Origin of the sequence: Nonomuraea longicatena (assembly GCF_039525605.1) — a bacterium.
Taxonomy (GTDB): Bacteria; Actinomycetota; Actinomycetes; order Streptosporangiales; family Streptosporangiaceae; genus Nonomuraea; species Nonomuraea longicatena.
This window is the reverse complement of the sequence record NZ_BAAAHQ010000001.1, coordinates 391,187-403,804: the sequence shown is the minus strand read 5'-3', so window position 1 is coordinate 403,804 and position 12,618 is coordinate 391,187. Positions and strand designations below refer to the sequence as shown.

At 71.1% G+C, this 12,618-nt stretch carries 12 protein-coding genes; 5 read left to right on the top strand and 7 right to left on the bottom strand.

Features of this window, described 5'->3' with window-relative positions; translation table 11 throughout:
• Positions 1-7 precede the first annotated feature (7 nt).
• The 4 genes from ABD120_RS01810 to ligD all read right to left on the bottom strand — a co-directional run bounded on the left by ABD120_RS01810 (position 8) and on the right by ligD (position 4,124).
• A complete protein-coding gene (locus ABD120_RS01810) occupies positions 8-835 on the bottom strand; it encodes an NAD(P)H-binding protein (RefSeq protein WP_343947860.1) in 828 nt (275 codons plus the stop codon).
• Positions 832-1,710: an SDR family oxidoreductase gene (locus ABD120_RS01805; protein ID WP_343947859.1), complete on the bottom strand. Its 879-nt coding sequence runs from the start codon at positions 1,708-1,710 to the stop codon at positions 832-834. Before ABD120_RS01805 ends, ABD120_RS01810 begins: the two co-directional genes overlap by 4 nt.
• A gap of 237 nt (positions 1,711-1,947) precedes the next feature.
• On the bottom strand, positions 1,948-2,835 hold the full coding sequence (locus tag ABD120_RS01800; protein ID WP_343947858.1) for a helix-turn-helix domain-containing protein: 888 nt from the start codon (positions 2,833-2,835) through the stop codon (positions 1,948-1,950).
• Between the two features lie 287 nt (positions 2,836-3,122).
• Positions 3,123-4,124 (bottom strand): non-homologous end-joining DNA ligase, encoded by a 1,002-nt coding sequence (ligD, locus tag ABD120_RS01795; protein WP_343947857.1) that lies wholly within the window; start codon positions 4,122-4,124, stop codon positions 3,123-3,125.
• Between the two features lie 577 nt (positions 4,125-4,701).
• Here ligD and ABD120_RS01790 point away from each other — a divergent pair.
• Positions 4,702-5,793 carry a radical SAM protein gene (locus ABD120_RS01790; RefSeq protein WP_343947856.1) on the top strand — a complete coding sequence of 364 codons (1,092 nt, stop codon included), beginning with the start codon at positions 4,702-4,704 and terminating at the stop codon, positions 5,791-5,793.
• A gap of 305 nt (positions 5,794-6,098) precedes the next feature.
• Here the strand turns inward: ABD120_RS01790 and ABD120_RS01785 are convergent, their stop codons facing one another.
• Positions 6,099-6,725 carry a DUF4291 domain-containing protein gene (locus ABD120_RS01785; RefSeq protein WP_343947855.1) on the bottom strand — a complete coding sequence of 209 codons (627 nt, stop codon included), beginning with the start codon at positions 6,723-6,725 and terminating at the stop codon, positions 6,099-6,101.
• Positions 6,726-7,047: 322 nt separating this feature from the next.
• Here ABD120_RS01785 and ABD120_RS01780 point away from each other — a divergent pair, with 322 nt between their 5' ends.
• Both ABD120_RS01780 and ABD120_RS01775 read left to right on the top strand, forming a co-directional pair.
• Positions 7,048-7,419 (top strand): helix-turn-helix domain-containing protein, encoded by a 372-nt coding sequence (locus ABD120_RS01780; RefSeq protein WP_343947854.1) that lies wholly within the window; start codon positions 7,048-7,050, stop codon positions 7,417-7,419.
• Positions 7,420-7,695: 276 nt separating this feature from the next.
• Entirely contained in the window at positions 7,696-8,118 is a 423-nt protein-coding gene (locus ABD120_RS01775; RefSeq protein ID WP_343947853.1) for an HIT family protein, read from the top strand.
• Between the two features lie 87 nt (positions 8,119-8,205).
• Here the strand turns inward: ABD120_RS01775 and hemE are convergent, their stop codons facing one another.
• Entirely contained in the window at positions 8,206-9,195 is a 990-nt protein-coding gene (hemE, locus tag ABD120_RS01770; protein ID WP_343948241.1) for a uroporphyrinogen decarboxylase, read from the bottom strand.
• Between the two features lie 487 nt (positions 9,196-9,682).
• On the opposite strand from hemE, the gene ABD120_RS01765 reads away from it, so the two are divergent.
• Both ABD120_RS01765 and ABD120_RS01760 read left to right on the top strand, forming a co-directional pair.
• Entirely contained in the window at positions 9,683-10,276 is a 594-nt protein-coding gene (locus tag ABD120_RS01765) for a DUF3000 domain-containing protein (protein WP_343947852.1), read from the top strand.
• On the top strand, positions 10,273-11,481 hold the full coding sequence (locus ABD120_RS01760) for a ribonuclease D (protein ID WP_343947851.1): 1,209 nt from the start codon (positions 10,273-10,275) through the stop codon (positions 11,479-11,481). The genes ABD120_RS01765 and ABD120_RS01760 overlap by 4 nt, the downstream gene beginning before the upstream one ends.
• On the opposite strand, the gene ABD120_RS01755 is transcribed toward ABD120_RS01760, so the two are convergent.
• On the bottom strand, positions 11,458-12,552 hold the full coding sequence (locus tag ABD120_RS01755; protein WP_343947850.1) for a DUF4349 domain-containing protein: 1,095 nt from the start codon (positions 12,550-12,552) through the stop codon (positions 11,458-11,460). The two genes, ABD120_RS01760 and ABD120_RS01755, sit on opposite strands and share 24 nt — an antisense overlap.
• Positions 12,553-12,618: the final 66 nt, after the last annotated feature.

Sequence of the window (12,618 nt, the reverse complement as noted above, 5' to 3'; positions counted from 1 at the left end):
GAGCCGGTCAGCGGAAGTCGGCCGCGTGGTCACGCGCCCACTGCTCGAACGAGCGCGGCGGCCGTCCCGTGACACGCTGGAAGACGTCGCCGCCCGCGACCACCCCGGCGCCGAGTGCCGAAGCGTACAGGTCGAGCAGCCAGTCGATCACCTCGTGGGTGACCCCGTTGTCCGGGTCGTACCACTCCCTCCTCGCCTGTTCCGGCGTGAGCTCGACGAAACGCACCTCCTCGCCGATCGCCCGCCCGATCACGGCCACCTGCTCGGCCACGGTCAGCTCCTGCGGGCCGGCGAAGGTGTAGACCTGCCCGGCGTGCCCGTCCTCCAGCAGCACCGTGGCCGCGATCAGGCCGATGTCGGCCTCGTGTGTGGGCCGGGTGAGCGCCGCGCCGTAAGGTCTGCGGACCTCCCGCCGGCTCCTGATGCCCTCGGCGGCGTCCAGCCAGTTGGCCGCGAACTCGCCGGGCCTGATCATCGTCCAGGCCACGCCCGACGCGCGGACCGCCTTCTCGACCTGGGCGTAGCCCAGGTCGTCCTGGTCGGCGAGCGCGCCGGACAGCACCACGATCCGCTCGACGCCCCGCCTGCCCGCCAGTTCGGCGACCTCGCGCGCGCTCTCCTCGACGGGGAACAGGTACAGGCGGCTGACGCCGTCCATCGCCGGCTCCAGCGTCGCGGGCCGTTCAAGGTCGCCGTGGACGACCTCGACACCCTCCGGCAGCCCCGCCCGCGCGGGGTCGCGGGTCACCGCCCGCACCCGGGCGCCCGCGCGCACCAGTTCGTTCACGACCTCGCGGCCGGCCCTGCCGGTCGCCCCTGTCACGAGTACGGTCACCGGAAGTCCTCCACGTGGTCGCGTGCCCACTGCGCCACCGAGCGCGGCGCCCGGCCGGTGAGCCGCTGGAAGGTGGTCGTCGGCGGGACCAGCACCGGCCCGTCGTAGGCCATGAGGTCCAGCAACCAGTCCAGGACGGCGTCGTCCACCCCCTGGTCGGGATCGCGCCACGCCTGCCGCGCCTGCTCGGGGGTGAGCTCCTCGAAACGCACCCGCTCGCCGAGGGCGGCGCCGATCGCCCGCACCTGTTCCCGCTGGGTGAGCGGGGCCGGTCCGGTGATCGTGTACGCGGCGCCGACGTGCGCGTCGGTGAGGAGGGCGGCGACCGCGATCTCCGCCACGTCCGCCTCGTGCACGAGCGCCTGCGCGTACTCCGGGTACGGCGCGCGCACCGCCCGGTCCGCGCGGACCCCCTCCGCCCAGTCGAGCAGGCCGGTGGCGAGCAGACCGGGCCGTACGTGGGTCCATTCGGCGCCGGTCGCCTCCGCGGCCAGTTCGACCTCGCGGTGGCCGTCGCGCTCGGCGGCCAGATGACGGCGCAGCGCCGGGGATCTGCCGTCGTCGCGGTCGCCGTCCCACCCGGCCGCCACGGCCGAGTGGACCACGAACCGGCGGGTGCCCGCCCGCGCGGCCGCGTCGAGGAAGGCGGCGGGCGCGAACGGGAACACGTGCGCGCGCTCCACCCCCTCCAGCGCGGCGGCCCAGGTCTCGGGCCGGTCGAAGTCGCCGTGGACGACCTCGACGCCGGGCGGCAGCAGCCCGCGCGCCGTCTCGGGGTCGCGGGTCATGGCCCGCACGCGCTGACCGGCCCCGGCCAGCCCCCGCACCACATGGCGGCCGATCCGGCCGCTCGCTCCTGTCACCAACAGTGTCACGTAGACTCCCTGCGGTTGCCTGATGGGTACCGAGGAACCGCCGCGCCCGTGCCCGCGTTCGCGGCGGTTCCACCGTCCGGGGATGGTAGGCGCAATCCCGGGCGGCTCGCATATGCAATCGGTTTCAGTAACCCTCAGGCGTGTGCACACGACACGATCGGTTTCCTCGCCCCAGGCGTGTCGATCGGCTTCCCAGGCCCAGGCGTGTGCGCGCGGAACGATCGGCTTCCCAGGGCCTCAGATGTGCGCGCGCAACGCCGCGATGAACCACTCGAAGGCGGGGACGCCGGGCGTGAAGGCGGGCAGGCCGTTCAGCATGCCCAGGAGCTGCCAGTACCTCTCGACGCGGCGGTCGGTGAACGTCTCGATGTCCCGCGCCAGCCGCAGCCGGGCGTCGGCGGGCAGCGCCGGGTCCACCAGGCGGTCCAGCACCTCACGGGCGCGCGGGTCGTCCGGGGCGAGCCCGTCGGCCAGCGCCCGCCCGCACAGCGCGCCGACCGCCTCGGCGTCCACCGGCATCGGGCCCGGCGGCGTGACCGCCATCGTGCGGACCCGCTCGCGGAAGCCGGGGTCGGCGACCAGCTTGGCCAGCTCCACCCAGGCGTCCACCTGCTCGGCACTCGGTTCGTCCGGCAGTTCGGCGGGCATCCGGCGCATCGCCGCGCCGAGTCCGGCCACCTGCGCCTCGGGATCGAGGCCGGAGAACACCTCCTCGACGAAGTCGTCGATGACCGCCTGCCGTTCGGTCGCCGACAATCGGGCCAGTTCGTTCATGAGTCTCAGCTCCTCGGCTGAGCCGTCCCGCGCCACGATCGAGCGCAGCACGGCACGGCGGGTCTTCAGGATGCGGATCTCCGCGTCGAGGGCAGCGGCGTGCGTGCGGGCGACCTCGGTCAGCCCGTCCTGCCCGCGCAGCACCCGCTCCACCGTCGCCAGGTCGAACCCCAGCTCGCGCAGGGTACGCACCAGGTCGAGCCGGGCCACGGCGGTCACGTCGTACAGCCGGTACCCGCCGTGGGAGCGGGACGTGGGCGGGACGAGCCCGTGGTCCGACCAGAACCTGATCGTGCGCACCGACACTCCCGTCCGCTGCGCGAGCTGCCCGATCGTCAGCGGCTTGTTCACGCCCTCACCTTCAACCCTCCAGTAGCTGGAGACTCAATTCCTTTTCGGGTCTCCACCTTCCTGGCGTCCGCACCTGTGTCTCCCGAAGAAGGCGAGCATTCCGCACCGTCGCCCGCCGATCCGGCCGGCGACGGACGACGCCGGCCGACCCGGGCAAGGTGGGCGACCACCGGTCCCTGCCGCAGTGGCGTCGCGATCCCGGCCGCAGTGGCACGTCGCGGGCGGGTTGCCGTGGTGCGGCGCGGGCAGGCCGCCGTTTCGACGGGTGTGCCCGTCCACCGGGGAGTTCAGGTGTCGTCGCGGGCCTTGCTGGGCTGGACCCGCTTCGGCTCGCCGGGCATCTTCGGGTAGTTCGGCGGGTACGGCATGTCGCCGCGTCCGTCCTCGGCGTACCGTTCGAGCAGTTTGTCGATCGAGAACGCCTGGTCGTCGATGCCCGCGTGCACATCGCCCGACTCGGCGAAGCGCACGGGCATCGTGCGGATCGTGAAGTCGCCCGGCTCCGCGTCGGCGAGTTCCTCCCACGTCACCGGCGCGGAGACGGTGGCCTCCTCGCGGGCCCTGACGGAATAGGCGGCGACGACCGTGCGGTCGCGGGCGTTCTGGTTGAAGTCGATGAACACGCGCTCGCCGCGCTCCTCCTTCCACCAGGCGGTGGTGACCAGGTCGGGCGCACGCTCCTCGACCGCGCGGGCCAGGGCGATGCCGGCGTGCCTGACCTGGACGAAGTCCCAGCGTGGCTCGATGCGGACCAGGATGTGGACGCCCCGGTTGCCCGAGGTCTTCGCATAGCCGGTCAGGCCGAACTCGGCGAGCACCTCGCGGGTCAGCAGCGCGGCCTCGCGAGCGGCCGCGAAGGGCAGGCCCGGCTGCGGGTCGAGGTCGATGCGCAGTTCGTCGGGGCGCTCGACGTCCTGGGCGCGTACCTGCCAAGGGTGGAAGTCGATGGTGCCGAGGTTGGCGCAGTAGGCGATGGCGGCCACCTCGGTGACGCGCAGCGAGTCGGCCTTGCGTCCGCTCGGGAAGGTGACCGTGACGGTCTGCAACCAGTCGGGGTGCTTGGGCGGCATGCGCTTCTGGTAGATCGCGTCGGTGTGGATGCCGTCCGGGTGGCGCTTGAGGTTGGTCGGACGGTCCTTCAGGGCGCGCAGGGCGCCCTCGCCGACGCTGATGTAGTACTCGACCAGCTCGCGCTTGGTGGCGTTGACGGCTGGGAAGTAGATCTTGCCGGGGTTGGTGACCTTGACGGTCCTGCCCCCTGCTTCGACCTCGATGAACGGCGACACCATGCGCACGACTCTACGCCCTCCCCGTGCGCCGCACTTCGGTCGGCTCGCAGGCCCGCCGCCTGCCGAGAGGTTCGGGCGGCCGTGAACGCGACATCGCCACCTCCGCCTGCCGCATCGAGGCCGATCGACTCGCCGCCCCGGGCCTGACGAAACACCCGAAACCCAAACTCACTCGATCAACGCCCGGTAAAAGCCCGCCTCCAGGCCGAACCAGCGGTGAAGTCGCCTTATTGACTTAGGCGACTTTCAATGACAGTACGGTTTTCGGAGAAACACCAAACGCTTGCTTCACACTGCTGAGTGCCGTGGACACCAACGGCAAGTCGTTTCCGCCGAGGCATGGGAACAATAAGTCTAAGGCCGTGATGGGGGCGGGCTCCAGCCGTACCACTGATAGGAATATCGGCTTTCTTGTTGCGAATAAAGTCCCCATGGGAGCCGGACGGTGGCCATGCTGATTACCGTCAACGCGAAGCGGTGCCGGGTCCGTCGTCTCGACGGAGCGACGACGACTCATCGTGTTCTGCCCGGAACGAATCTCTCGTCCGGGGTCCCAACCGCCATACGGAGGTGCACGATGACCTTCACTAGTGCCAGAGCCTCAGAGTCGGGGCCATGGTTCGTCTGGCTGGGTATCACGGATAACCGTCGGCTGTCCTGTTCGCAGTGCCATCCCCCGTCGGAGCCGAAGGACCGCGACGACACCACAACCCTCGCCGACTGGGTCGGAGTGATCGACCAGGCGGCCGAGCGCGGCGCCCGGATGGTGCAGTTCGTCGGGGGCGAGCCGATGCTCCACCCCCATCTGCCCGATCTGATCCGGCATGCGCTGGCCCGGAAGGTCGAGGTCGAGGTGTACTCAGACCTGGTCCGGATCCCGCCTGCGGTCTGGCACTGTCTCATGGCCCCCGGCGTTCGCGTCGCGACCGGCTTCTTCGGCGACGAGCCCGTCAAGCAGGGCTGCCTCACCGGTTGCGACAGGCTGTCGCGCAAGAGCGTCAACATCCGACGCCTGATCGCGGCCAGGGTGCGGCTCCGGGTCGGCGACGTCGATCCGCGCCTCGGCCGGGGCATCGGGCAGGCCGTCGCGTTGCTGAGCGAGTCGGGCGTCACCGACCTCGCCCGTGACAGGGTACGACTCGTCGGCAGGCTCGCCACCGAGCAGATGTGCGAGGCGGGCGAATCGTGCGCCTGGTGCGGCGACGACGCCACCGGCACACGTCACGACGCCCGCGCAACCGGCAGCCGACCGGACGACGCCGTCTCCGGCACACGACCGGACGGCGGCGTCGCCGGCACACGCCTCTACGAGGGTGTCGTGGACACACCGCCGGACAATGGTGCGGCCCCCTGCCCGATGTCGCGGTGGCTGAGCGCGCGCAACCTCCTGGAGCAACCGCCCTCCGCCGCCACCGGCAGGGTCGCGGAACCGGTCCTTCCTGCGGCGTGGGCACGAACGGAATCCCGCCGACCACCGTGCGAGCCGAGTCGCGGCCCTGACATCGCCGGCCCTGACGTCGCCGGCCCGGGCGGGTGCCGTCCCGGCACGGGCCGCGAAGACCGCAAACCGGTGGTCGGAGTGTGCGCCTCCGACGTCCTCGGCGACCCCGGTGCTCAGGCCGATTCCCCCGCTGTGACCGTGGCGGACGGCGAGGCCACCGGCCCGTAGGCCGCCGCAACCGCAGGCGCGATCGACCAGCCCGTATGCCCGAGGACCCGCAGGCGTGGTCGAGACGGATCCGGCCGCTTCGACTCCTCTCCTGTCATCGCGTGTGGTGACGGAAACTGTTTGCCGGGGCCTGTTTCCAGGTTGCCGCAGTCGTGAGGTGGACCGGCGGCTGCGGCCGATCACACATCGATGCGCAGAGGTCTCCGGTGGACGGGTGGCCATCAGGGCTCGCCGTCCGCCGGAGACCTCGTGTCGTTCCCAGGTGACGCGGGAGTGGGGTCGGCCGAGATTCCGCGTCGCGGTTCTCACGTTGACGGTGCCGTGTGTGCTCGGCCGAGATCCGGCTCGATGCTCGCGCCGATGGTCTGGGCGAGTTCCGCCGGCAGGTGATACGGGCGCTCCACGGGCAGCAGGCCGGTGACGTCGTTCCGGTCGCGTAGCGCCTGCCTGATGTCATGGACCCGGTCGGTCAGGTCGGTGATCCCCAGGACCCATTGACCGATGTAGCGGGCGACGGCCTCGCCGGACAGTCCCACCTGGATGGACCGGTACGGCAGGGCGTTGTGGCTCGGGCCCCGCTCGGGGTCCCACTGGATCCGGACCGGGCTTTCGCGCAAGCGCTGCTTCCACACCGCCTGGTCCACGCCCGCGCCCGGATGGCTGAGGCAGGAGTGCCGCAGCGCCCACTCGAACCCCTCTCGGGTGAGGTCTACGGCCAAGACCCTGGTCTGGCCGGGCTTGGTGGCCCACCCGCAGCGGTACATCATCCACAGGAACGATGGTTTGATCCAGGTCATCCGTTCGTGCTTGAAGGGCGGGACGAAGCGTTGCGCGGCGACGGCCGGGACCGCGATGGACGGGTCGTAGGCCTGGTAGACGGTGATCGCTTCGTCGGTGAAGGCGGCACGGATCTGCCGGTACGGGACGTTCATGCCCCTGGAGCATCGCGAACCGCACGCCCGTCGGGCAACCGGATCAGCGGAGGACACCGGCGGTCGCGAGCGTCTGCCGTCCAGGATTCACCTGGTCACGGCGGTGGGCCGGGCTCGCGACAGGCGGCGCGCGTCATCGGCCGCCCGGTACTCAGAAATACGGCCCGGGCATCGATCGACGCCACAAGGCAATATTCTCCACTTAGTGGACATGTTTCACTTGTGGGAAATGTATCGCTAAACTGGGCAAATTTGAGGTTTATTCGGGATCGAATTCGTGATTGTCGCCCGAGGTCAGGGGCGGCGGCACTAATCTTTCGTCGTGTCGCCGACGCGCGGCGGTCTGCCGCCCCAGTTCTGGTCCCAGCCCAAAGTAGCCTTGGCCCTCTCCGCATGTGACATGCCCGTCATCCTCGGCGAGGTGCAGCGTGCGATGGGTTGGACACAGAAACAGCTGGCCGATGCAACGGGCTACTCGCAAAGCTGGATCTCCAAGGTGCTACGCGGCCATCAGCCGCTCACCCTGGAGCAGGTCCGGCGAGTCTCGGAACGGCTGGGCATCCCCCTGCATCTGCTCAGGTTCAGCGTTTACGAGGAGAACGGATCGATCGAGGACGAAGGGCCCGACGAGGCCCTGGCCGAGTTAGCTCGGCAACCCCCTTCCGGCTCTCCCCACAAGGAGAGGACACGCTGATCGCCCCGGCCACCCGAAGAGGGTCACGGCGAACAGGCGGCCCCCGGTCCGGGGGCGCATCGAGCTCACCCCGAACCACGACGTCGACCCCCTCGACCCAGCGTCCCAGGACTCCGGCCGATCACGGCCCCGAGCCTGATCCGTCCCCTCCGCGCGATCTTGCCTCCCCGGCCCCCGGCCCGACAGGCAAGATCGCCCTTACCCTGCGCTGCACTACGTTGCCGGCAGCGCCAAAGGCTTCGCCTCGCCGGGGGCGGTCCTGAGACCATCGGCCAGGTGAACGCCTGTGTCTTCTGTGAAATCGTCGCCGGGAGGTCGCCCGCGCATCCGGTTCAGGGCGATGCGACGACCATGGCCTTCCTCGACCGGTCCCCCGCTGCGCCGGGCCACACACTCGTCGTCCCCCGTGTGCACGCACGTGACATCTGGGAGTTGTCAGAAGACGAGCACGCGCGGGTCGCGCGAACAGCGCATCGCGTCGCCCGGCTGCTGAAGGCGGCGCTGCAGCCCGAAGGGCTCAGCATCAGACACGCCAGTGGCGCGGCGGCGGGTCAGGACGTGTTCCACTTCCATCTTCACGTCATCCCCCGCCGGCGGGGTGACGCGATCGGCCCCGGCTGGGAGGCCGCACGCGCGGACGATCGGGAACTCGTGGAGGTGCGGGCCCGGATTCTGGCGCACCTGCCGGAACTGCGGTGACTCTCACGGCGACCGCCGTCCGGCGGCGACGCGGCCGCGAGATCGCGCGGAGGAGCAGGCTGCCCGAGCGGGCCCGGTCGAGGGGCGTCAGGCAGAGTGGACCAGTTCGGTGAGGCGCAGCAACTGGTCGGGGTCGGTGTTGGGCAGGACGCCGTGCCCCAGGTTGAAGATGTGGCCCTCGGCGGCCTGCCCCTGGCGCAGGATCTGCCGTGCCCGCCGCTCCACGACCTCCCACGGCGCTAGCAGGATCGCCGGGTCGAGGTTGCCCTGCAGCGCCTTGCCAGGACCGACCCGACGGGCGGCCTCGTCGAGCGGCACCCGCCAGTCGACGCCGACGACGTCCGCACCGGCCTCGCCGAGCACCCCGAGCAGTTCGCCGGTGCCGACGCCGAAGTGGATGCGCGGCACGTCGGCGACGCCCTCGAAGATGCGCCGCGTGTGCGGCAGGATGAACTCGCGGTAGTCGTCGACCGCGACCGCGCCCACCCACGAGTCGAACAGCTGGATCGCCGACACGCCCGCGTCGATCTGGACGCGCAGGTGCGCGAGCACGATGTCGGTCAGCCGCTCCATGAAGGCGTGCCACAGGCCGGGGTCGCCGTACATGAGGGCCTTGGTGCGGTCGTGGTTCTTGGACGGTCCGCCCTCGATGAGGTATGAGCCCAGCGTGAACGGGGCGCCGGCGAAGCCGATCAGGGGCGTCGCGCCGAGTTCGCCGACGAGCGCGCGGACCGACTCGGTGACGTACGGGACGTCGTCCGGCTCCAAGGGGCGCAGCGCCTTGAGGCCCTCGGCGTCGCGGATGGGGGTGGCGACGACGGGCCCGACGCCGGGCTTGATGTCGAGGTCGACGCCGATGGCCTTCAGCGGTACGACGATGTCGCTGAAGTAGATGGCCGCGTCGACGCCGTAGCGGCGTACCGGCTGCATGGTGATCTCGACGATGAGGTCAGGTGTCGCGCACGCCGTCAGCATGGGGACGTTCTCCCGCACGCGGAGGTACTCGGGAAGGGAGCGGCCCGCCTGGCGCATGTACCACACGGGGGTGTGGGGGACGGGCCGGCGGCGGCAGGCCAGGAGGAAGGGCGACTCGTCGAGGTTCACCCCGCAAGGATCCCACGGCCGGGGCGTGGTCCACGAACCGGTGCACAAGGCGGAAACGGACCCCGAAACCTGTCCCAAATCTTGGCCAAAGCGCCGCGCGGCATCGATTCGGCAACCACTTTCAGGACACGCCGAGCGCGTTGCGCGGAATTGTCAGCAAGCCGTGTCACCGTCGGAGCCACGATCACAAGAAAGGCCTCGTGCGATGACCGCGTTGTGGAGTTCCCTCCGCAGTGACCATTGCTCAGTCCGCGCCCGCGAACGGCCGCCGCAGCGGCCGGACGGGCACGAACCGGGCGCCTGCCCGGACTGGGCGTGCACGCGGTACGGCGACGCCCCGACGATCTCCTTCCTCCCCGCGCCCGCCCGGTCCCTCGCCCCGGTGACGGCGGCGGCTTGAACACGACGGATGAGAACCCCTGGTGTCCCCTTGCGCCCCACTTCGATCTACGCTTCGGCCATGACACTCGGTGAACGGCCACCGGCCCCGCCCGCGTTCCAGCGCGCCGCGGAGTCCCTCCGGCTGACCGAGGTACGCCCGGAGATCGAACTCGAGGACCTCCCGGCGCCGCAGCGCCTGGCCCCCCACTCCGCCGCCGTCGGCGCCACGGTGTACCGCGACGACGTCGAACTCGCGGTCGGCAGGCTCATCCTGCTGTACGACCCGGACGGCCAGCGCGGCTGGGACGGGCCGTTCCGCCTGGTCGCCTACGTGCGCGCGGACATGGAACCGGAGATCACCTCCGACCCGCTGCTGGGCCCGGTCGCCTGGAGCTGGCTGACCGAGTCGCTCGACTCCCATCACGCCTCATACTCCGCCGCGGGCGGTACTGTGACTAGGGCCGTGTCCGAGGGGTTCGGCAACAAGGCGGAAGACCCGGTCACCACCGAGCTGGAACTTCGGGCGTCCTGGTCGCCGACGGAGGAGGACCTCTCTGGCCACGTCGCCGCCTGGTGCGATCTCATGTGCCTGGCGGCGGGGATCCCGCCCCTCCCGCCCGACGTGGCCACGCTGCCGCGCCATCGTGAAGATCCGGAGTCCTTTCGGCAGTGACAGAAGAACAGACCGTCATCCCGCTGCTAGAGCCGCGCGAAGGCATCCCGCCGGTGGTCGAAGACACGGCCGGGCTCGCGCGCGTCGTCGACCGTTTCGCCACAGGCGACGGCCCGGTGGCCGTCGACGCCGAGCGGGCCTCCGGCTACCGCTACGGCAACCGGGCCTACCTCGTCCAGCTCCGCCGTGCCGGCGCCGGCACGGCGCTGATCGACCCCGTCTTCCTGCCCGACCTGTCCGCCCTCAACGCGGCCGTCGCCGAGGCGGAGATCGTCCTGCACGCGGCCTCGCAGGACCTGCCGTGCCTGTCGGAAGTGGGTTTCCGGCCGCGCCGCATGTTCGACACCGAACTCGCCGGGCGGCTGCTCGGCTACGAGCGGGTCGGGCTCGGCACGATGGTGGAGACCGTACTCGGGCTGCGGTTGGAGAAGGGCCACTCGGCGGCCGACTGGTCGACGCGGCCGCTGCCCGAGGACTGGCTGAGGTACGCCGCACTGGACGTCGAGGTGCTGGTGGAGCTGCGCGACGTCCTGCACCGGCAGCTCAAGGACAGCGGGAAACTGGCGTGGGCGGAGGAGGAGTTCGCCGCCGTGCTGGCGACGCCGTCGCCGACGCCGCGCTCCGACCCGTGGCGGCGCACGTCGGGCATCCACAAGGTGCGCAACGTGCGGGCGCTGGCGATCGTGCGCGAGCTGTGGACGATGCGCGACGAGATCGCCAGGGAGAAGGATCTGGCGCCGGGGCGGGTGCTGCCGGACGCGGCGATCGTCACGGCCGCGCTGGACGTGCCGCGCACGAAGAAGGCGCTGACCGAGATCTCGGCGTTCACCGGGCGCAGCGCCCGCCGCTACATGAGCGATTGGCTGGCGGCCGTGAGCCGGGCCAGGGCACTGCCGGACAACCAGCTTCCGCAGCCCAACCTGCCGAGCGACGGCCCGCCGCCCGCCAACCGTTGGGCCGACCGCGACCCGGCTGCCGCGAAACGGCTGGCCGCGGCCCGCAACGTGGTGGCGATCCTGGCGGAGAAGCACCACATGCCGGCGGAGAACCTGCTGCAGCCTGACGCGATCCGCAGGCTGACGTGGGATCCCCCTCAGGACACCGGCGAGGAGCCGGTGGGCGAGCGCCTGCGCTCCCTCGGCGCCCGCCCGTGGCAGATCGCCCTCACCGCCCGCCTGCTGTCAGAGGCCCTCTCCCGTCTCTGACCGGGCGGCCGAGGACGGGGGCTGGGCCGAGGACGTCGAGGTCTCGGTCGCTGACCTCGCGGACGGGGTCTCACCCGGAGGCTCGGGCATCGCGGACGGCGTCTCGCTCGTGGACGTCGAGGTCGCGCCCGGGGTCGCACTCGTGGACGAGGCCGGAGTCGTGGACGCCGAGGGCCGCCCCGTACGGCGGGCCAGCCGCGCCAGCCACACCAGCAGCAGCACCACCGGCACGGCCACGAGCAGCCAGGGCAGCACGACGCCCAGGACCGTGACGGCCTCGGCCAGGAAGGCGAGCAGCCCGTTCCACCCCTCGGACAGGCCGCCCAGGAACCCGGCGGGCTCGTCGTCCGGATCGGGCCGCACGTCGGTGGTCGGCCCGACGAGGTTCAGGGTCACAGTGGCCATGGAGACCTCGGCCGCCAGTTGCTTCTGCTGTGCCTGAAGGGATTCCAGGTCGGCCTCCCGGTCGGCGATCTCCCGCTCGACCTCCAGCAATTGGCTGATCGACCCGGCCCTGCCGAGCAGTTCGCGCAGTGAGACGAGGGCCTTCTCCGCCGACTTCAGCCGGCTTTCTACGTCGGCGACCTTCATCGTCACGTCTTCGGTGCCCTGGGTCAGCGTCAGCCGCCTGCCGAGGTCGCGGCCGAGCGTCCGCAGCACCTCCTGGTAGCGCGCGGGCGGCACCTTGAACACCAGGCTCGCGCTGGCCCCGGCATAGTCGGAGGAGTCGGACTCCTCCTTGGCCAGATGACCGCCCGCCCCGGTCACGACGGTTTTGGCGCGCTCGGCCGCGGCGCCGACGTCGTCGGCCCGGACGGTGATGGCGGCGACGTAGACGACCTGCCGCTCGACCTTGGCCGCCTGGATCTCGGCGGTCGCCTGGATCTCGGCGGTCGCCTGGGTCTCGGCCCGGCCGCCGTCCTCCTTCTCCAGCGAATCCCGGGCCGATGCCGACGCGGCCACCTCCGGCGCGCTCGCGGATTGGATGGTGCCCACGGCAGAGCCGCCGCCGCCCGAGCAGCCGGTCAGTAAGACGGCGGCGACGGCCGCCGTCAAAGCCAGTGTCCTCATGCCCTAAGGACGGAGCGGGACGGCTCTCGGTTTGAGAGCACGAATCACGATAGGGTCACGCGCGAT